This is a genomic window from Kribbella sandramycini, from assembly GCF_013131805.1.
GTDB lineage: Bacteria > Actinomycetota > Actinomycetes > Propionibacteriales > Kribbellaceae > Kribbella > Kribbella sandramycini.
The window spans coordinates 607596-628307 of sequence record NZ_JABJRC010000002.1; the positions used below are offsets into that span (position 1 = coordinate 607596).

Annotated in this window: 15 protein-coding genes; 13 read left to right on the forward strand and 2 right to left on the reverse strand. The window is 70.6% G+C overall.

The features are described 5' to 3' along the window. Window positions 1-209: 209 nt before the first annotated feature. From HPO96_RS10300 to HPO96_RS10330, 7 genes are all read left to right on the forward strand, one after another. On the forward strand, window positions 210-530 hold the full coding sequence (locus HPO96_RS10300; protein ID WP_171673125.1) for a hypothetical protein: 321 nt from the start codon (window positions 210-212) through the stop codon (window positions 528-530). Window positions 531-544: 14 nt separating this feature from the next. After that, window positions 545-850 (forward strand): hypothetical protein, encoded by a 306-nt coding sequence (locus HPO96_RS10305; RefSeq protein WP_171673126.1) that lies wholly within the window; start codon window positions 545-547, stop codon window positions 848-850. Window positions 851-960: 110 nt separating this feature from the next. Then, window positions 961-1323: a DUF6507 family protein gene (locus HPO96_RS10310; RefSeq protein WP_171673127.1), complete on the forward strand. Its 363-nt coding sequence runs from the start codon at window positions 961-963 to the stop codon at window positions 1321-1323. Then, window positions 1320-1649 carry a hypothetical protein gene (locus HPO96_RS10315; RefSeq protein WP_171673128.1) on the forward strand — a complete coding sequence of 110 codons (330 nt, stop codon included), beginning with the start codon at window positions 1320-1322 and terminating at the stop codon, window positions 1647-1649. Before HPO96_RS10310 ends, HPO96_RS10315 begins: the two co-directional genes overlap by 4 nt. A gap of 65 nt (window positions 1650-1714) precedes the next feature. Next, the gene (locus HPO96_RS39020; RefSeq protein ID WP_171673129.1) at window positions 1715-8575 is read left to right on the forward strand and encodes a toxin glutamine deamidase domain-containing protein; all 6861 of its coding nucleotides are present in this window, start codon (window positions 1715-1717) and stop codon (window positions 8573-8575) included. Beyond that, the gene (locus HPO96_RS10325; protein WP_171673130.1) at window positions 8575-9057 is read left to right on the forward strand and encodes a hypothetical protein; all 483 of its coding nucleotides are present in this window, start codon (window positions 8575-8577) and stop codon (window positions 9055-9057) included. The genes HPO96_RS39020 and HPO96_RS10325 overlap by 1 nt, the downstream gene beginning before the upstream one ends. Before the next feature lie 4 nt (window positions 9058-9061). Further along, entirely contained in the window at window positions 9062-9331 is a 270-nt protein-coding gene (locus HPO96_RS10330; protein WP_171673131.1) for a hypothetical protein, read from the forward strand. 11 nt (window positions 9332-9342) lie between these two features. Here HPO96_RS10330 and HPO96_RS10335 read toward each other — a convergent pair whose 3' ends face one another. Then, a complete protein-coding gene (locus tag HPO96_RS10335) occupies window positions 9343-10239 on the reverse strand; it encodes a hypothetical protein (RefSeq protein ID WP_171673132.1) in 897 nt (298 codons plus the stop codon). Between the two features lie 100 nt (window positions 10240-10339). Here HPO96_RS10335 and eccCa point away from each other — a divergent pair, with 100 nt between their 5' ends. The 6 genes from eccCa to HPO96_RS10365 all read left to right on the forward strand — a co-directional run bounded on the left by eccCa (window position 10340) and on the right by HPO96_RS10365 (window position 19394). After that, on the forward strand, window positions 10340-14377 hold the full coding sequence (gene eccCa / locus HPO96_RS10340; RefSeq protein ID WP_171673133.1) for a type VII secretion protein EccCa: 4038 nt from the start codon (window positions 10340-10342) through the stop codon (window positions 14375-14377). After that, entirely contained in the window at window positions 14374-14763 is a 390-nt protein-coding gene (locus HPO96_RS10345) for a hypothetical protein (protein WP_171673134.1), read from the forward strand. Before eccCa ends, HPO96_RS10345 begins: the two co-directional genes overlap by 4 nt. A gap of 1 nt (window position 14764) precedes the next feature. Then, on the forward strand, window positions 14765-15817 hold the full coding sequence (locus HPO96_RS10350; protein WP_171673135.1) for a DUF6177 family protein: 1053 nt from the start codon (window positions 14765-14767) through the stop codon (window positions 15815-15817). After that, window positions 15814-17136: an EsaB/YukD family protein gene (locus HPO96_RS10355; protein WP_171673136.1), complete on the forward strand. Its 1323-nt coding sequence runs from the start codon at window positions 15814-15816 to the stop codon at window positions 17134-17136. The genes HPO96_RS10350 and HPO96_RS10355 overlap by 4 nt, the downstream gene beginning before the upstream one ends. A 12-nt stretch (window positions 17137-17148) precedes the next feature. After that, window positions 17149-18681: a MinD/ParA family ATP-binding protein gene (locus HPO96_RS39025; protein ID WP_171673137.1), complete on the forward strand. Its 1533-nt coding sequence runs from the start codon at window positions 17149-17151 to the stop codon at window positions 18679-18681. Window positions 18682-18836: 155 nt separating this feature from the next. Continuing rightward, window positions 18837-19394: a Rieske (2Fe-2S) protein gene (locus tag HPO96_RS10365; protein WP_238354952.1), complete on the forward strand. Its 558-nt coding sequence runs from the start codon at window positions 18837-18839 to the stop codon at window positions 19392-19394. Window positions 19395-19442: 48 nt separating this feature from the next. On the opposite strand, the gene HPO96_RS10370 is transcribed toward HPO96_RS10365, so the two are convergent. Next, a complete protein-coding gene (locus tag HPO96_RS10370) occupies window positions 19443-20660 on the reverse strand; it encodes a S8 family peptidase (RefSeq protein WP_171673138.1) in 1218 nt (405 codons plus the stop codon). Between the last annotated feature and the right edge of the window lie 52 nt (window positions 20661-20712).

The following is a 20712-nucleotide window of genomic DNA, read 5'->3' on the forward strand; positions in this document are numbered from 1 at the left end:
GGCTCGGTCGCGCCGTGGGCCGATCCCCGGGCCGGCGACGGCCGTCGTCCGCGAAACAGCCCTCCCCATCCACGTCGATGGCGGGGGCTGTTTTTGTTGCCTTTGCCAACGTGCGCCCGGCGGAACCGGATGACCCGCGCGGGCGTCTATCGTTGCGGTGCGGCACGAAACCGATCGAAGGAGAAACAGTGGGCGGCGACCGTTGGAAAATGGGCACGGACACCCTGAGTGATCTGGCCAAGAAGACGGGTAACAACACCCAGGACCTCGGTGGGCTGGTGAAGCGGCTGGTCGCTGCGGCGCAGCCGCTGGAGGGCCAGATGAGCGGTGCCGGTAAGCAGATGTTCGACTCGTTCAAGGCCAACGTCGACGGCATCGCCGCGGACCTGAACGCCGGTCTCGCCGCGATCAACAAGGGTCAGTCCGGGATGGACGCCGCGTTCCGCGAAGGTGAGCAGAACCTCGCGCAGAACGCGAAGAAGGCCCAGGGCGCCGCGGACTTCAACGCGGCCAAGTTCGGAAACAGCTGAGAGCGGAGACGACGATGTCGAACACCAACGCCTATGACAGCGGCGCCTCCGGCCAGGTCCAGTCGAACCTGTCCGGTCTCGCGGCGCAGATCACCACCCTGATCGAGGGCCACAAGAAGAACGTCGCGGCCGCGCTCGCGGACGCCTCGGCGACCAAGGTCACCGACGAGTACCGCGCGGTCGAGGGCCGGTTCAACAAGGCCGCCGACGCGACGCTGGCGCTGATCAAGTCGCTCGAGGGCGTCATGAAGTCCAACGACGCCACCGCGTCGGAGACGATCGCCAAGGCGAGCAGCGCCGTCTCCGGTATCAACGGCTGACCGCCACTGTCGCACCACACTGTTAGGCCTGGGCCCGGACGGACCGCGCGCGGACCCGTCCGGGTCCGTGGTCGTGCCGGGGGACGCCCGGGGGATCCGAGGAGTACTACGTGACAGCCAAGTGGAATATCGACGTGGCCGCCGTGAGCGACGTGCTGCAGAAGACCGCGACCGCGGTCGAGCCGTTCAACGCGCACTCGAAGTCGTACAACGACCGGCTGAACAACGTGACCGTCGCCCTGAAGTGGGACATCTTCACGGTGGTCGCGGTCGCCGTCAGCGAGTACGGCGCGCACTGGCAGCCGATCATCCAGGCAGCGGCGACGCAGGTCGAGGCGTCGCTGACCGGCGCGACCAACGCGGTCAAGGCCTACAACGCCGGCCAGACCGAGATGGCCGCCAACGCCCAGCGCGCCGCCGGTAACGGCGTCGTCCCGGGGACGGCCAGCCAGGGACGGGCGCGGGCCCTATGAGCGACGAGCAGTACGGCGCCGACCTGTCCCAGCAGACCCAGCCCCCGCCACCACCGTCCGCGGTGCAGCCGGCTGCGGACCCGGCGATCGAAGCGGCTCGGGCGCGGCTGGCCGAATGGCTGACCGCGCAATCGCCCGACGATCCGGAGTACGCCGCCACACCGGAGGATCTGGCCGGCTGGGACGCACGGCCGCAGGACGAGTTCCTGCTGTTCGTCCCGCCCGGCTACGCCAACCAGATCTACCTGGTCGCCGACCGCGGGATCAGCGTGTTCGCGCCGAGCCAGACGACGCTCGAGGACGCGATCGCCGCCGCGCGGGCCTGACCTGACCCCTGCACCGACGTACCGGATGACCCTGTTGACCCCGTGGGACCGAGGAACGAACTGACATGATCAAGCCCGATGGCATCCCGATCGCGCCGTTGCACCACCTGGTGGAGTCGCTCGAGCTGAACGTCGGGCCGATGCGCGACCTCGGTCAGCCGATCGTCGACGTGGGTAACAACGTGCACAGTACGTTCGGCCGTCTCGAGGGCTGCTACCAGGCGCCGGAGCGGGACCTGCTGATCCACTCCACCCAGAAGGTGCAGAAGAACCTCGGCGAGTTCGGCCGCAGCCTGCCCCCGATGGCCGGGCACCTGGACCGGCTCGCCCGGGAGACCAAGGGGCACCTCGACCGGCTCCGCCAGATCCGGCGCGAGGCGATCGAGTGGACGGCGAAGATGAAAGCCGATCCGGACTGGCGCAAAAAAGAAGACATGGTCAACCAGAGCAACAGGATGGTTGACGACGTCAACAAGATCATGAAGGAGCACCTGCCGAACCTGTGCTTCGCGGTCGCCAGCGACATCGTCAAACTGCACGGCGGCAAGGCCTGGGACCCGAAGACCGGCCTGCGCGAGGGCGAGCAGCCCAAGGAGCAGAAGCAGCAGGAGGGCGAGCCGCCGGAGGACCCGTGGGGTAAGCACGAGGAGCGCGACAAGCCCTGGTACGAGGACACCATCGACTTCGTCGGCAACGTCCTGCTCGGCGTCGTCCAGTGCCTGGCCGAGGCGGTCGAGGGCATCCTGACACTCATCCCGGTGTTGCCCATCATCGCCTCGTTCCCCGGTGCCGAGAAGTGGGTCAAGGACAACCTGTGGGGCTGGGAGCTGCCCACCTGGAAGGACGCCGGCAACGCCTGGAAGGGTGTCGCGCAACTCGGCGCCCACCTTGTGTACGCACCGGTCGAATGGGCCTGGTGGGGTTTCGACAAACTCACCGGCCTGGACACCCGGCCGCAGTTCGTCAAGGAGCTCGGCGAGTCCGGCGTCGCCATGCTGAAGGGCATCGTCGCCTGGGACGAGTGGTCGAAGAACCCGGGCAAGGCGCTGGGCATGACGCTGACCAACATCGTCACCACCGTCGCCACCGGCGGCGTCGGCGGCGCGGTCAAGGGCGCCGCAATGGCCGGCAAGTTCGGCGCGGCCAGCGGGCTGGCGCTCAAGGCCGTCGCCGTGACGGACAAGGTCGGCGCGCTCAAGGCCGGCCTGATCGACAAGGGCCTGAACGTCGCGGCCAAGATCCCCACGGTCAAGAACGTCCTCGACCAGGCCGCGAAGATCCCGATCGTCGGCGAGAACTTCAAGGTCCAGGTCCCCAAGGTCGACGTCCCCAGCGCCGGTCACACCCCGACCATGCGCGCCGACACCCCCTCCCTGGACACCCCGAGCACCCCGAGCATCCCCCACACCCCGAACACCCCCGACATCCCGCACACCCCGGGAACGCCGCACACGCCAAACACGCCGGGTACTCCGAATGCGCCTGGCACCCCGAACACTCCGGGTACTCCGAACACCCCGAACGCGCCCGGCACCCCGAACGCGCCCGGCACCCCGAACGCGCCCGGCACCCCGAATGCGCCGGGTACGCCGAACGCTCCGGGTACTCCGAATACCCCGAACGCGCCTGGCACGCCGAACACCCCGGGTACACCCGACTCGCCTGGGACCCCGGGCACGCCGAACGCGCCCGGTACTCCGAACACGCCGAACGCACCGGGCACTCCGAACGCTCCAGGTACGCCGAACACCCCGAACACCCCGAACAGCCCGGGGACGCCGAACGCGCCAGGGACGCCCAACACCCCGAACACCCCGAACAGCCCGGGGACGCCAAATACCCCGAACAGCCCGGGAACCCCTGGCGAGCTGCGGTCGATCGACAACACGCCGACGCCGGGTACCGGCACACCCCACACCCCGGGAACAGGCACCCAAGGCACCGGCACCCCGAACATCCCCGGTACCGGCACCCCCCACACTCCGGGCACCGGCACCCCGAACCCCCCTGGCACCGGCACCCCGAACATCCCGGGAACGGGCACCCCCAACGTTCCTGGCACCGGTACCCCGCACACGCCTGGCACCGGCACGCCCAACACCCCCGGCACACCCACGCCCGACGTCGCCCCGGCAGCACGCGCGGCCGACCCCGTCGTCGCGCCGATGATGCCCCCGGTCCACCCCGGCGTACCCCACACCCCAGGCGCCCCCAACACCCCGGGCACCGGCACCCCGAACACCCCAGGCACCTCCCGGCAGACCATCGGCGACCGCCTCGACGGCAAGCAGCCGACCATCTCCCAGCGCCTGTCCGGCGACCCGGTCGCCCCCACACCACGCCAGTCCATCGCCGACCGCCTGGACGGCAAACAGCCCACCATCAGCGAACGCCTCGACGGCGTCCCCTCCAACCCCTCAGCCACCCCCACCCGCACCCCCGGCGCGGACCGTACGCCGGACGGCCAGCGCAAGCCTGACGGCGACCGCACGCCGGAGACCGGCCGTACGCCGGATGGCCGGCGCACGCCCGACTCGGACCGCACACCAGGCGGCGACCGCGCGCCTGACGCGGACCGTACGCCGGATGCCGACCGCACACCGGAAGGTGATCGGACACCGGATGGCCAGCGCACGCCTGACGGCGACCGCGCCCCCGAGACCGGCCGTACGCCCGATGCGGACCGCACGCCCGATGCCGACCAGACACCTGGTGGCGACCGGACACCGGATGGCCGGCGCACGCCCGACGCGGACCGTACGCCTGATGGGCAGCGGTCGCCTAATGGAGACCGGACGCCTGACGCGGAGCGGACGCCTGGTGGCGACCGCACACCCGATGGTGATCGGACGCCTGACGGGCAGCGGGCGGCTGATGGGAACTCGCCGGGGAGTGGCCGGCAGTCGATTGCGGATCGGCTGGATGGGAAGCAGCCGACGATTGGGGAGCGGCTGGCTGGTGACCCGGTTCCGCCGACCCCGCGGCAGTCGATTGCGGATCGGCTCGACGGGAAGCAGCCGACGATCGGTGAGCGCCTCGACGGCGTCCCACCGAACCGCGCCGCCGACGCCGGTCGCACGCCCGACGCGCCTCGGACACCCGACGGCGACCGTACGCCCGACGCCGGACGTACGCCGGACACCAACCGCGCGGCCGACACGAACCGGGCAGCGGACACGAACCGGACGCCTGACACCAACCGGGCTCCGGAGGCTGGTCGGGCGGCGGATGCGGACGGGACGCCGGGGAACGGGCGGACGCCGGAGCGGGATCCGCTGACTGGGCGGCGGGTTGACGACGGGCAGCGGTTCCCGGACCCGGCGCGGCCGGACTACCGCGATCCGAGCGGCCTGAACGACACGCCGCCGGCCGGGCGGGAGCCGGGGTACAACCCGAACCAGCGCCCGGACGACCCGCGCTTCTACACGCACGGGACGGACACCCCGACCCCGCGCCGCGACCCGAACCGGACGTACGACGCGGGTAACGACCCGAAGTACGACAGCCCGCTCGAGCGCCAGAAGTTGCTCGACCAGATGAAGCCGGAGTCCGCTCAGCCGGTGCCGAACAAGTTGCGTTCGGATGTCGACGGGTTCAACCACATCAAGCCCGACCCGATGGATCCGCGGGCGGGGGAGCTGGTGAACAAGGTCGGCGACGATCCGGTGCGGAACGTGCCGGACTGGGTGCACAAGCTCAACCCGGACAACGGCAAATCGCTGCACTACGGCATGAACTGCCCGGATGTCTCGCGCGCGGTGTGCGAGATCTTCAACGGCGAGCCGCCGCGGCTTCCGGCCGGCAACAAGTTCAAGAGCGGTGAGAACCCGGACACCACCTTGGAGTGGATGGGGCTCGACGACGTGCCGCCCGGGTACAAGCACGCGCGGGACCCGCGCACGCAGCCCGCAGGCTTCGAGTTCGACCAGCAGGCGTTCCAGAAGGTGCGTGACGCGTTGCAGGGGCGTCCGCCGGGTACGCACGCCAACATCGGCGTCAACTACACCGGTGGCGGCGGTCACCGCTTCACGGCGTACGTCGATGCCGACGGCAGCATGAAGTGGCTCGACGGGCAGCCGTCGGCCAACGCGCGGCAGTTCCCGGACGGGAGCCCCGAGCAGCGGGCCGCGATCCAGCGCGACATGGTCAAGCACAGCAACCAGCTGCCGGTCGCGAGCCACCTCGACTACCTCGACTTCAGCGTGCGCGAGCCCGGTGGTGTCTGGGAGGGCACGCCGCGGAGCGCGAACACGCCGCCGGCGTCGCAGCGGTCGCTCCCGCCGGAGCGTCAGACCGCACAGACCAGCACCCCCGACCAGCCGTACGCCGCGCGCGAAACCCCCCAGTGGGACCCGTCCCGCCTGGACGGCCCCACCCCGCACGCCGACGCCCCCGCGGCCGGTCGCACCGAACCACACCCGCCGCAGTCGGTCGCAGACCGCCTCGGTCAGCCCACCCGCACCCCCGAGTCGATCAGCAACGCCCTGGACGGCGATTCCGCCCTGAGCTCCCGCCTGGGCGACCAACCCCCGCGCCCACCCGAGCACTCCGCAAGCTCCGTACGAGACGCCCTCGACGGTGAGTCGCCGGTTGGTTCGCGTCTGGGTGAGCAGCCGCGGACGCCGGAGCAGCCTGCGGGTTCTGTGCGGGATGCGTTGGATGGTGAGTCGCCGGTTGGTTCGCGTCTGGGTGAGCAGCCGCGTCCGCCGGAGTCCGTGCGCGATGCGTTGGACGGGCAGTCGTCGCTGGCTGATCGGCTTGCGCCAGGTCGCACGCCGGGTGAGGGCATCACTCGGCGCGAGTGGCAGCAGCCGGACGCGCCGCATCAGCCTGACGCGCCGCGCCAGCCTGAGCAGCCGCACCAGCCTGAGGCCCCGCGTACGCCGGAGCAGCCACGGCAGCCTGAGGCCCCGCGTCAACCGGAGCAGCCGCAAGCCCCGCACCAGCCAGAGGCACCACGTCAGCCGGAAGCACCGCGTCAGCCCGACGGGCCGCGTCAGCCTGAGCAGCCGGTGTGGGAGCGGCCGCAGCAGCGGCAGGCTGAGCCGGCCGATCCGTTTGCTCGGCAGACGGGTGATTTGAACGACGGGCCGGGGTCGCGGGTTGATCCGGAGGCGACGCAGCGGGTTTCGCCGGAGACGATCCGGAACGCCGACGCGCGGGCGGGGCAGCAGCCTGATGTCCCGCGTCAGCCTGAGGCTCAGCAGCCGCGTCAGCCTGAGGCTCAGCAGCAGCCTGGTGCGCCTCGTCAGCCGGAGGCTCCGGTTTGGGAGCGGCCGGGGCGGGCTGAGCAGCCGGATCCGTTTGGTCGGCGTACTGGCGACCTGAATGACGGTCCGGGGCATCGGGCGGATCCGGACGCGACGCAGCGGGTTTCGGCGGACGACATCCGTCGGGCTGATGCCGAGGCGACCCAGCGGATCTCTGGCGACGACATCCGGCGGGCGGATGCTGATGCTACGCAGCGGGTTTCGGCGGACGACGTCCGTCGGGCGGATGCGGAGGCCAAGCAGGCGGATACGACGCCGGACTTCTACCCGGAGGACTACGGGTTCCAGCCGGCGCAGCGGCATCGGACGCTGGATCCGGCGGCCCAGCACCGGTACGACGTGGATGCGGAGGACTTCGGACGGCGGGTGACGCCGGAGGAGGCTCAGGCGATCGACACGATGACGGGGAGCCAGTTCTCGACCGTCAACCGGGCGATGCACAAGGGCCACTCGGTCGACGACCTGCCGGAGCTGCTGAAGGACGGGAGCAGCGGGATCACGCCGGAGGCGATCACGGCGGCGCGGCAGTTCCAGGCGGCGCTGCGGAAGGCGGAGCCGCCGGCGAGTCCGCGGACGCTGTACCAGGGCGTGCGGGCGCCGAAGGGGACGAAGGCCAGTGACCTGATGGCCTGGGTCAAGGAGACCTTCCCGGTGGGCGGGGTGCAGCAGGTGCGGGCGTTCCAGCACATGTCGATCGATCCGAAGGTGGCGCAGTCGTTCACCACGATCTCGGATCGGGTCGGCGTGGTGAAGGAGGTCATGACGCGGAAGGGCGCGCCGCTGGGCGGGCTGACGTCGCGGAAGGGGCTGAAGGGGGAGGGGACCGAAGGTGAGGTCGCCGTCCCCGACCAGCAGCGGTACATCACGATCGGCGTCAGCCCGAAGGTGAGTTTCGACCACCACATGGGGCAGGCGAAGATCGAGAAGATCGTCGTCCACCAGATCGACGTCGACGATCTCGACCACTTCTTCCCCAACGGTCTGCCCGACGAGCTCAAACCCCCGCAGGCCCCGCAAGGCGCAGCTCCGCAACACCAGAGCCCGCAGCAGCACAGCCCGCAACACGAGAGCCCGCAGCAGCAGAGTCCGCAACAGCAGGCTCCGGAGCAGCACCACAGTCCGCAGCAGCAGGGTGGCCCGGCAGCGGGCGACTGGACGCCGGGGGACTCGCGGTACGGCGTCAGCTCGAAAGCGGGGTTCGACCCGGCGTTCCATCACAAGGCGCTGGGCGACCAGTTCGCGCCCGGCGTCCATGACGAGGCCGGCAAGTTCCTGCCGAAGGAGCGGTCGATCGCCGATCGGCTGCACGGCGAGGGCCGGCGGGTGGACGCGCGGGAAGAGGACCACACCAAGCAGCACCTGAAGAACCCCGAAGCGATGGTCCGTCAGGATCCGGCGGACCCGGGCCGGATCACCGAGTTCAAGACGCTGAACAGCGGCTCGGCGAACGCGGCCAAGCGCAACATCAACGACGCCAGCGACCAGGTGCCACCGGACGGCGAGGTGGTCGTGGACGGCCGGAACGTCGGCCTGACCGAGGAGGACGCGTTGCGCGCGTACCGCAAGGCGCTCGGGCAGCCGGGGAAGACGGTGGCGGCGAAGGTGCACATGATTCTCGGCGACGGCCGGTTCGTGACGTATGTGAAGGAGAGCTGATGGCCGCGCGGGAGAACATCTTCGTGCTGGCGGGCTGGAGCGTGCCGGACGAGGTCAAGAGCCTCGCCCAGGTGCTCGGGCTCGAGCCGATCCCGGACACCTCCGGCGCGGGGCCGGACCAGTACGGCCTGCGCGGCCCGGCGCAGACCGTCCAGGGCGTGCTCGGCTACCTGATCCAGCCTAACCTGCACGCCGAGCCGAACCCGGCGCCCGAGGACGTCCAGGCGATCGACGGTTTCCAGATCGAGATCGACATCTGGCTCGGCGGTGACGAGGCCGTCCAGCGGCACGAGGCCCGGCTGGTCTTCGACCGGCTGGTCGCCGCCCGTCCGGAGGTCGGGATGGCGCTGACCCACGATCTCGATGAACTCGTCGCGGCCTACCGGCCCGGCTATGGTGTGCACGTCTTCCCCCCGGGGACGACGATGGACGCACCGTACGCCGAGCAGTGGCGCGGCTGGGTGCCGGAAACGAGGAGCTGAACCGATGTCGGGGAACTACGGCACACAGGTCATCGAGTCGGTGGCCGTTCGCCGCCGGCGGCTGCGCGAGGCGTGGCTGTTCGGATCCGACCGGGTCCGCAACACGCTGAACGAGCACACCGGCAAGGTCCTGGGCAGCGTGATGCTGGCCGCGATCATCTGCGCGGGTTTCGCCGGCTACGGCTACTTCAAGACGTCGATGGCCAAGCAGAACCAGCAGCAGCCGGGCACCAGCCAGACCACCGGCCCGGCCAGCCCGCAACCCAGCCGCTGACCCTAGCTAGCTCACCAGCGGTTCGCTCGCCCGAACAGGTGCCGCAGCCACGTACGCCGTGGCTGCGGCTTCAGCGCGGGCGGCAGGACGGCGGACGGCGGCGACGCCAGCGTCACCGGGACCTGCACCAGATGATCGCCCTGCAGCCAGTACAGGTCGGGGGAGCACTGGTCCGGCGCGTCGCGGTAGCACTCGGCGATCCACTGCGCCAACGCGTCCGCGCGCTGCTGCCCGGCGTCCGCTGGGCAGTACGCGATCGTGCTCAGCCGCGGCACCCCGACCAGGACGCCGGCGCCCCGCGATGCCTGCGGCAACAACTTTTCCCGGTCGACGATCGCCATCGACACCAGCGGATCGCCGTCCCGGCGGAGAATACTGAACCCCTGGTACGGGATCGCTTCCAGGTCAGCGATGTCGTCGAGGGTAAGGCGCACCGGGGACGGCGCCGCCGGGTCGCCGAGCCCGAGCATCGACCGCCGGACGACGGTCAGCCGGCGCAGCTCGGCGCCGGTCCGGACGAAGACCACCACCTCGAAGTGGTCGCCGAACGGGAGCAAGGCGTCGGCCACCGGGCCCGCCGTCCGCGCCGACCAGCCGCGCTGGACCAGTAACGCCCGTTGCCGTTCGCCGACGTCGCCGTACCGGTGTTCCTCGGTGGCGAGCTCACCCTCCGCGACGACGGCGCGCAGCCAGGCCTCGATCTGTTCCGCCCAGCGGGCCTGTGGTAGCTGTAGGCAACGATCGACGATCTCGCCGACCCCGACGACGGCCGACATCTGCAGGGCGCCGCGGCCCCAGCCCACCTCGACGGTCTGCTCGGTGGTGTCGACCACACAGCCGGGCAGCCAGATCGGGGCCAGGTCGGCGATTACCTGAACTACATCGAGCGCCTCACTCGTGCCTGTCATCCCATGACCTCTCCCACCACTACAGTGTGCCGGGCATCCGTTCGGTAAGAAGTATGAGTTCCCCCGCGCAACCGCGGGCTGGTCAGCGGAGGAAACCTTAGTGGCAAGCCGGATCGTGCACCGCCCGGCGCGGCGCACACCTGCCCCCGGGGTACAGCAGCAGCGAGTCATCGAGCCCGCCCCGAGCCTCGGCGGTGGAGGCGGCGGCGGTGGCGGCGGCCAGGCGGCGCAGATGCTGCTGCCGATGGTCGGCAGCCTGGGCTCGGTGGCGATGATGACGATGGGCCGCTCCGGCCCGATGGTGATGATCGGCATCGTCGTCCTGGTGCTCACCCTGCTCGGATCGCTGGTCGGCATGCTCGCCGGTCGTGGCCGGGGCGGCAAGGAGCGCAAGTCGAAGCGCGCCCAGTACCTGGACTACCTGGAGCGCCTGCGCGAGGACTTCTCGGGCCAGGAGCGCAAGGCCCGTGCCGAGGCGCTCGAGCTGAACCCGCCGCCGGACGCCCTGCTGGACTGCGTGGCCGATGTCTCCCGGCTGTGGGAGCGGCGGCGGACCGACAGCGACTTCCTGCAGCCGCGGTGCGGTAGCGGCCGGGTGCCGGTCGTACCGGCCGTAGTGGGCCAGTCCGGTTCGGCGATGGAGCCGCCGGACCAGTTCATGATGGCCGAGGCGAACGCGCTGGTCCGCCGGTTCACGCTGATCCCGGACATGCCGCTGACGATCCCGCTGGACCACGTCGGCAACGTCAGCATCATCGGCGACCGCGAGGGCGTCGTGCGGGTGGCTCGCTCGCTGCTCGTGCAGACCGCGGTCTTCCACGCGCCCGAGGACGTCGAGTTCGCCGCCTGCTACCCGCCGTCCGCTTTCGCGGACTGGCAGTGGCTGGGCTGGCTGCCGCACGTTCAGGACCCGGAGCGCCGCCAGGGCCCGATCCCGTTCCGCCGGATCGCCGACAACCCGTACAAGCTCGCGCAGATCCTGTCCGGCGACCTGGCCAAGCGCGTGCAGTGGGCGACCGAGTCGCGCCGCGGCTCGGTGGACTTCGAGGACCGCCGCCGGCTCACGCAGCGGCTGCTCGTCCTGCACGACACGTACGGCGAGGTCGCATCGGAGGTTCGCCCCCAGGCGGACGACTCGATCGTGCCGGGGGAGCTGGGCGTCACCGTCCTGCACCTGGTCGCGGACCGGGTGCAGGAGCCGAGCCAGGTGACCATGCGGATCACCGTGTACGGCGACGAGGTCCGCATCGAGGATCTGCGCGGCCAGTACCCGATGACCGCCAGCGGCCAGGTCGACCGGCTGGACGCCGCCGTCGCCGAGGGCGTCGCTCGCGAGCTCTCCTCACTGCGCCTGTCGGCGGAGTCCCTCGAGGAGGACGCCGCCCTGGAGAACGTCGACTTCATGGGCCTGCTGAACATCGACGACGTCGCCCAGCTCGACTTCAACCGCCTGTGGCAGCCGCGGCCGGACCGGCAGTTCCTCCGCGTCCCGCTCGGTGTGGACGACAGCGGCGCGACGACGCTGATCGACCTGAAGGAGTCGGCCCAGCTCGGTATGGGCCCGCACGGCCTCATCATCGGCGCCACCGGCTCCGGTAAGTCCGAAGTACTGCGGACGATGGTGCTCGCGCTGCTGTCGACGCACACCCCGGACGACCTGGCCCTGGTGCTGGTCGACTTCAAGGGCGGTGCGACGTTCGCGCCGTTCGAGGGCGTGCCGCACGTGGCCGGCATCATCACCAACCTGCAGGACGACGCGAGCATGATCGAGCGCGCGTACGCCAGCCTCGCCGGTGAGGTCCAGCGCCGCCAGCAGGTCCTGCGGGACGCCGGCAACATCGCGAACATCACCGACTACCGGATGCACCGGGCCCAGCGCCCGGACATGCCGGCGCTGCCGCACCTGTTCGTGATCATCGACGAGTTCGGCGAGCTGCTGAACCAGCGGCCCGACTTCATCGACCTGTTCCTGTCGATCGGCCGTATCGGCCGTTCGATCGGTGTGCACCTGCTGCTGTCCAGCCAGCGGATCGAGTCCGGCGTACTGCGCGGTCTCGACACCTACCTGTCCTACCGGCTCGGTCTGCGGACGTTCTCCGAGGAGGAGAGCCGCACCGTGCTGAACACGCCGGATGCGTTCCACCTGCCGCCGCTGCCCGGTTTCGGCTTCCTGAAGGTCGACACCAGCGTCTACCAGCGGTTCAAGGCGGCCTACGTGTCCGGCGCCTACAGCGCGCCGACGGCAACCGTTGTGGACGAGGACGAGGGCGACGGCTTCCAGATGCACGAGCTGGTGCCGTACCAGCTGCTGGAGTCGGAGATCGCCGCTCAGAAGCCGGTGGAGGTCAAGGCGACCGAGCGGACGACCGGTCCGACGGTTCTGAACGTTTTCGTCGACCAGGTACGCAAGGCGGCCCAGCCGGTCCTGCAGATCTGGCTGCCGCCGCTGCCGGCCGCCTGCACGCTGGACGGCATCGGCGGTCGCGCGGACTTCGTCGACGGCCGCGGCCTGCAGCTGTCTGTCCGGCCGCCGCAGATGCACCCGCCGATCGGTGTCATCGACGACCCGGCGCATCAGCGCCAGGAGGTCTACCGCCTGGACCTGACCCGGGCCGGTGGACACGTAGCGATCGTCGGCGGTCCGCAGTCCGGTAAGACGACCGCTCTGCGGACGCTGGTCACCTCGCTGGCCCACACGCACACTCCGGCCGAGGTGGCGATCTACGCGCTCGACCTGGCCGGTGGCGGTATGCAGGCGCTGGCCAACCTGCCGCATGTCGGCGGCGTCGCGCTGCGCACGGACCGTGAGCGAGTACGCCGTACCGTCGAGGAGATCCGGTCGATGATCGACCACCGGGAGCGGGTCTTCCGCAACCACGGGATCGACACGATGGAGGCCCTGCGCTCAGACCACGCGGCCGGCCGGCTGCCCGAGCTGCCGACCGCGGACGTCGTACTGGTCGTCGACAACTTCGGCGCCCTGCGGACGACGTTCGACGAGCTGGAGGAGCCGATCGGCGACATCCTGCAGCGTGGCAGCAGCTACGGCGTCCACGTCGTCGCGGGCATGATGCGCTGGAACGACGTCCGCATGCAGAGCCAGGCGCTGTTCGGGACGATGCTCGAGCTGCGGCTCAACGACCCGACCGACTCGAACATCGACCGGCGGCTGCAAGAGGTGCTGCGCAAGACCGGTCCAGGCCGGATGCTGATCCCGGGCAGCAAGCTGTTCGGCCAGCTCGCGCTGCCGCGGGTCGACGGCATCCTCTCGGACGAGAACCTGTCCGACGTGCTGGAGGGCCAGGCGGTTCAGCTGCGCTCCACCTGGCACGGAGCGTCGGCGCCGCAGATCCGGATCCTGCCGCTGCAACTGCCGCGCAACCAGGTCGGCGACGACATCCGCGAGCCGGCCGTCGTTCCGATCGGCGTCGACGAGCGCGCCCTGGCGCCCGTCTACCTGGATCTGGCCGGTCGTGACAGCAACCTGGTCGTCTTCGGCGATAGCGGCTCGGGCAAGACCAACATGGTCCGCCTGGTCATCCAGCAGCTGATCGAGCGGCACGCGTCCGAAGAGCTGGTCTTCGCCGTGATGGACCCGCGGCGCGGCCTGCGCGAGTACGTCCCCGAGGCGTACGTCGGGGGCTACGCGCCGACCGGCCGGATCGCCGGGGGCCTGGCCGCCGGTGTGTCCGAGGAGCTCGCGAAGCGGATGCCGGACGACACCGGCAAGGTCCCGGAGAGCGGCCTCGGCGGCCCGCGGATCGTGATCGTCGCCGACGACTACGACCTGCTGACCGCGGGCTCGCAGTCGCCGATGGACCCGTTCCTGCCCTACATCGCGGCCGGTCGCGACATCCGGCTGCACTTCATCGTGACGCGGCGCGCCTCCGGAGCGTCCCGGCAGATGTATGAGCCGTTCCTGTCGGCGGTCCTGGAGACCGGCGCGGCCGGGCTCGTGCTGTCCGGCGACCGGGCCGAGGGGCAGCTGTTCACCGGCGCCTACCCGGGCGACTACCCGCCCGGCCGCGGCATGTTCGTCCGGCGCGGCGACGCCGCGCAGCTCGTCCAGACCGCGATGGCCGACCCGGCGCCGGCCGCCGTCCCCACGACCGGAACCAGCGGAGGAACGACGCCATGACGTATGACCTGGTGGCTCTTGTGGACGGCCGCCCGGCCAGCGAGGACGTTCTCGCCGGGCTCGCGGCCGCGGGCGCCGAGCTGGGCGTGCGCGCGGTCAGCGGCGGCGCGGTCGTGCAGTTGTGCGACGACGAGGACCAGCCGCTGGTCTCGATCGAGCTGCCGCTGCTGATCCAGGTGCCCGGCGAGGTCGAGCGGATGCTCGGCGTGTCGGTCGGCGTCGTCGAGACGCCGGCCTGGTGGGTCGAGATCCGGGCCACCGCCGCGGACGGCGCCCGGGAGCTGGCGGAGCGGTTCGCGCAGACGTTGATCGATCGGCTCGGCGGCCGGGTCTGGACACCGGAAGGTGTCGGGATCGCGGCGGCCGGCGGCGAGGAGAAGTCCTGAGATGCCCAACAGCCTGACATTCAGTCCCGGCGTCGACCTGATCACCGAGAAGGTGGCGGTCGTCATGCAGGACCGGCCCGTGATCGGCATGTCGGCCTGGCTCAGCGACGCGCTGATCTCGGCCAAGGTCGAGGCCCGCGACATCCAGCTGGTAACGCCGAAGACGAGCCGGCTGACCTACCCGGTGCGCTCGAAGCTGTTCAACGGCATGTTCTCGCGCTGGGTGGTCACCACCGACGACGGCGAGTACTTCGACGGCCTGAACGGCGTCCGCCTGAAGTGGAACGGCGAAATGTTCCTGGCCCGGACGCCGGCAGAGCCGGGGGAGGAGGCCGAGCCGACCTCGGACCTGCACCCGGACTTCGTCGTCAAAGAGGTCCCGCACTGCCACCTGCAGCTCACGGTTCGGGTCCGGCACGCGCCGGTGGCCAGCCTGGTCCTCGGCGGCGTCGCGGAGCGGCTGTTCAACGGGCTGACCGGCGGTGGGCCGTCCGGCTGGTCGACGTCCGAGCCGGTGACCCAGCTGTGGAACCCGACCGCCATGACCGACTACTGCCGCGGCCGCGCTCCGTCGCCGACGTGGCTGGTGCTGTCGGGTCAGCCCGGGCCGGAGTTCAAGCCCGCGGTCGGCACGCTGGAGACCCGCCGGACGGAGTCCGGGCTCGACGAGACGATCACGATGTCCGTCGCGCAGCCGGGGCTCGAGCAGCCCAGCCTGGAAGAGATCGGGCAGGTCGTCGACGATGTCGCCGACGACTACGAGCTGATCTCCGCCGCGGTGGTCGGCGCGTTCGGCGCGGCTGACGGGACGTATCAGCCGCGCTTCCTCGGAATGTCGTCCCCGATGGGGATCGCGGCCGGGAACGAGGCCGTCGGTACGAAGAGCGTCACCGACCTGCTGCAGGTCGAGGGCGTGAAGAACGCGATGGCGATCGGCCCGGCCCACAACCCCGCGCTCTGGTACCCGATCGGCAACGGTCAGGACCCCGCGGACTGGACGATCTACGCAAACGTGATGCAGAAGTTGTTGCCGACAGGAGCAGGAGAGAAATGAGCGTCTACAGCCGCGTGACGGTGATCGGTCAGCGCCGTCGGCTGGATGCGGTGCTGCCGGCGGACGAGCCGCTGGGGGTCCTGCTGCCGGATCTGCTCCGGATGCTGGACGAGCCGCTGCAGCAGACCCCGCAGCGGCGGTTCCTGACCACGGCGACCGGTGTGCTGGTTCCGCCGGAGGGCACGCTGGCGTCCGCCCAGATCATCGACGGCACCGTGCTGCGGCTGGCCTCCGAAGGTGAGTTGCCGCCGCCGCCGACCGTGTACGACGTCACCGAGGAGGCCGTCGAGGACCTCAAGCGGCGCGGAGCGGCATTCAAGCCCGCGCACCGCCGCGTGCTGGCCGGGACCGGCCTGGTGTTCTCGGTGGTGGCCGGTGCGATCTCGCTGCTGGTCGCGGCGCCGACCCCGATCACCGCGGCGGCCCTGCTGGTGCTGGCGGCGATCGGTGCGTTCGTCGGTATCGCCCTCGGGCGGTCCGGCAACAAGCTGATCGCGATCCCGCTGGTCTTCGTCGCCACTGTGCTGCTGGCGCTCGCGGTGGGCTTCTGGGCGCTGGACGCCGGGGCGAGCCTCGGGCTGACGGTCGCGATCGGTGCGCTCTGTCTGGCCCTCGGTCCGTTCTTCTTCTCGGCTGCCGGCCTGGCCGGCGGCGGTGTGGTCGCCGGTGCGACCTCGGTGCTGTTCGTCGCGGTCTGGATGATTGGTGTCGGGGCCGGTCTGGCCGCGGACCGGGTCGGTGCGCTGGCCGCGCTGCTCGCGGTCCTGCTGCTCGGCCTGCTGCCGCGGATGGCACTGGCGCTGTCCGGTCTGTCCGGTCTGGACGACCGTCGCGCGGCTGGCCAGGAGATCATGCGCGGTGACGTGCAGAGCGCGCTGAACGCGGCCCACATCGGGCTGGCGCTGGCGACCGTGCCGATCGCTGTGTCGTCCGGTGTTGCGGGCATCATGTTGCTGAAGGCGGGCGGTCCGTGGGCGGTCGCGCTGGCGCTGGTGCTGGCGTTCCTGCTGGCCTCGCGGTCGCGGCTGTACCCGCTGGTGCAGGAGGTGTCCGTGCTGTTTGCGGCGTCCTTCACCGTGGTCTCCGGGTGTGTGCTGATCGCCGCTGTCAACGGTCAGGGCGGGGCGTTCATCGCGCTGGGCCTGCTGGTGCTGGTGGCGCTGTTCTGCGCCTTCGGTCTCGGTTTCGCACCGGCGGAGCATGTCCGTGCCCGGCTGACGCAACTGCTCGACTACATTGAGGTTGGCGCGATCATCGTGACGGTCCCGCTGGCGCTGGGTGTCTTCGGCGTCTACTCCAACCTCATGAACGCATTCTGACGACCGGATGGAATGACTGAATCTGATTGGCAGGGTGACATGCTGCGCCGGATGTCGGCGGAGCAGTCACCAGCCGAAGAGCCGTCCCGCACCGACACTCCGCCAGCGGCCGAACAGCCCATGACGGAGGCACGGCCAGGCCCGCCTGCGCCCACACCTGACCAGGTGCCGCCGCAGCAGCCGCCTGTGCACCAGCAACCGCCGCAGGGGCAGCCGTACGCGCCGCCGCCGTACCAGCAGCAGCCGTATCCGGATCAGTACCAGCAGTACCCGCCGCAGCAGGGCTACCCGCAACAGCCGTACCCCCAGCAGCAGTACCCGGAGCAGCAGCAGTACCAACAGCAGCCGCCGCCTCCGCCGTACCCGCCGCAGCAACCCCCTGCGCCGCCGTACCCGCCGCAGCAGCAGTACCCGGAGCAGCAGTACCCCCAGCAGCCGTATCCGCCGCAGCAGGGCTACCCGCCGCCTCCTCCGCCTCCGCAGCAGTACGCGCCTCCCGGCCAGGTCCCGCCGTACCAGCCCGCGCCCTACGAGCAGTACGCGCCGCCGTACCAGCAGTACCCGCCGTACGAGCAGCAGCCACCTGCGCCGCCGTACCAGCAGCCGTACGTCGACCCCCAGTACCAGCAGCAGCCACCGCCGTACCAGCAGCAGCACCCGGGGCAGGCGCCCTACCAGGAGGCTCCACCGCCTCCGCAGAACACTGGCTGGGGCCCGGCACCGACGCAGCAGCCTGCTCAGCCCGGGGCGCCCGAAGGTGACTCGGTCTTCAAACGCTTCCGCCGGTTCGCCAACGAGGCGGCATATCTGGTCGGCGCGTCCGGCCGCATGCAGCGCGACGTCGACAACATCGCGACCATCCGGCGCCCGATCGCGATCATGCGTCGCGTCGGCGTCCTCAGCCCGGTCACGAACGGCGGTACGTCGACGGTCAGCGCGCTGCTCGCGATGATGCTCGCTGCCCAGCGCTCCGACCGGGTCGTCACGATCGACGCCGACCCGAGCGGCGCCGAGCTGTCCCGCCGGCTCGAGCTCACCCTCGGCGCGGGCCCGATCGAGCGGGTCAGTTTGGTCCGCAGCGAAGGCACGGCCGACGCCGTCCGCCAAGCCCTCGCCGAAGCCCAGGGCCAAGGCGCCCGGGACGTCGGCCTGGCTGTGGTCGACTGTCCAGGCAGCATGTACGACGAGGTCAGCATGGAGATGGCCTCCTCGGCGCACTGCGTCGTCCTGGTCATCCCGTCCGTGCAGCACGTGGCGAACTACTGCCTCCAGCAGCTCGACCAGCTGACCCCGGACGGCCAGAACGTGCTCCTCACCCGCGGCGTCGTCGTGATCACCATGGTCGAGCCGGCCGAGCCCAGCTCGGTCAGCTGGCTGATGGACGCGTTCCGTCAGCGCGGTCTGGAGCCGCTCGTCCTCCCGTACGACGCGCATATCGCCCAGGCCTGGCCGTTGCACGCCGAGCAGATCGAGGACGAGAGCCGGCGCGCCGTGCTGGATCTGTCCGCCCGGGTCGTCGAGACCGTCACCGGAACCGCCGGCTGAGCCGAAAAGTCTCAAATGACGGTTCAATCCAGCACTGGATTGAACCGTTCGGGAGCCGAGGCCGTTCGTCCAGTAACCGCCCCGGTTTGGCCGGGTCGGGTAGAAAGCAGAGCATTCAACTATTTCGTCCGGCAGGCTCTTGGAGGTCCAGATTCATGAGCGATGACACGATGGCACCACCCACCCGGCAACCCGAGACGGCGCCCGCCGCGGAGCTGCGCGACCGGCGGTCGGTGCTCCGGTGCGCGGCCATGGCCGCTCTGGCCGGCGGCGGCGCCGCTGTCCTGGCCGCTTGCGGCGGTGGTGAGACGGCGGGCTCCGGCCCGGCGACGACGGGGTCCAGCTCCGCACCGACGACCGGCACCAGCTCGGCCCCGACCACGGGCGCTAGCACGCCGCCGCCGTCCAGCGGCGCGCCCGGCGGTACCGTGCTCGGCCCGGTCTCCGACGTACCGGTCGGCGGCGGCAAGGTGTTCACCGACGCGAAGGTCGTGGTCACCCAGCCGACAGCCGGTCAGTACAAGGGTTTCTCGGCCGTGTGCACGCACGCGGGTAACCCGGTCGGCTCGGTGGAGGGCGGTCAGATCATCTGCCCGTTCCACAACAGCCATTTCAGCATCACCGACGGCGCTCCGGTCAGCGGTCCGGCCGAGACTCCGTTGCCCGCGGTGAACGTCGCCGTCAACGGCGGCAACATCGTTCAGACGGCCTGAGACGGCAAAGGGCCCGGCCGAGCCGGCCGGGCCCCTGTCGTCAGCTGATCAGCGCTGCGCCGGGTCGACCTTTCCGGCGAACAGCAGCTTGTTCGGCGAGCCCGTGCCCGGGTCGCCCACCTTGTCCGGCGTCGAAGCGCCGAGCAGCGCGGTCGCCACGTCGGCCGGTGTGGCCTCCGGGTGGTCGGCCAGGTAGAGCGCGATCGCACCGGCCACATGCGGCGTGGCCATCGACGTACCGCTCATCGTGTCGGTCGCGTCGGGCCCGGTGATCCCGGCGGACAGGACGTCGACACCCGGCCCGAACAGGTCGACGCACTTGCCCCAGTTCGAGAACGAGGCCCGCTTGTCGGCGTCATCGGTGGCGCCGACCGTGATCGCTGAGGGCTCCCGCGCCGGCGACGTCGTACAGGCGTCCGCGCTGTCGTTGCCAGCGGCAACGGCGTAGATGATCCCGGCACCGGTGGACGCCTTCACGGCCGCGTCCAGCGCGTCGTCCGACGGGCCGCCGAGGCTCATATTCACCACGGCCGGCTTCTTCGCGTTCTTGGTCACCCAGTCGATCCCCGCGACCACGGACTCGGTCGACCCCGAGCCCTTGCAGTCCAGGACGCGGACGCCGAACACCTTCGCGCCCTTGGCGACGCCGTACGTCGTGCCGGCGATCGTCCCGGCCACATGGCTGCCGTGGCCCATGCAGTCGACGCCGTTCTGCCCGTCGCCGACCGTGTCGGTGCCGACCGCGGCCCGGCCGCCGAAGTCCTTGTGGGCCGCGTAGATCCCGGTGTCGATCACGTAGACGTTCACGTTCTCGGCGGTGCTGCCCGCAGTGTACTTCTTGTCCAGCGGCAGATCACGCTGGTCGATCCGGTCCAGACCCCAGGGCGGATCGTCCTGCTTCACGCTGATCCGCTGGTTCTGCTGGACGAACGCGACCCGCTTGTCACCGGCCAGCTTCTTGGCCTGCTCGGCGTCCATGGTCGCCGAGAAACCCTTGACGGACGAGTCGAACTGCTTGCGGACCTGGACCTCGTACTTGGTCGCCAGGCTCTGGTTGGTGGCGCGGGTCTCGCCTTGGGAACGCTGCCCGGCCAGGACGACGAGATAGCTGCCGGGGATGGCGTTCGCGGAATCGGCGCCGCGCACGGACGGGCCTGCCGCCTCCGGCTGGGCCGCCGTGCTGGCGGTGGCGATACCGGTGACGGCAAGTGCGGATGCCGCGAGCGCGCCGAGAAGGACGCGCGGTCTGGCCAACTTCGGGGACATGGGCGGAACTCCCTCGAGTCAGCGCAAGGCCTGGTTGCCTCACGCAAAGGAC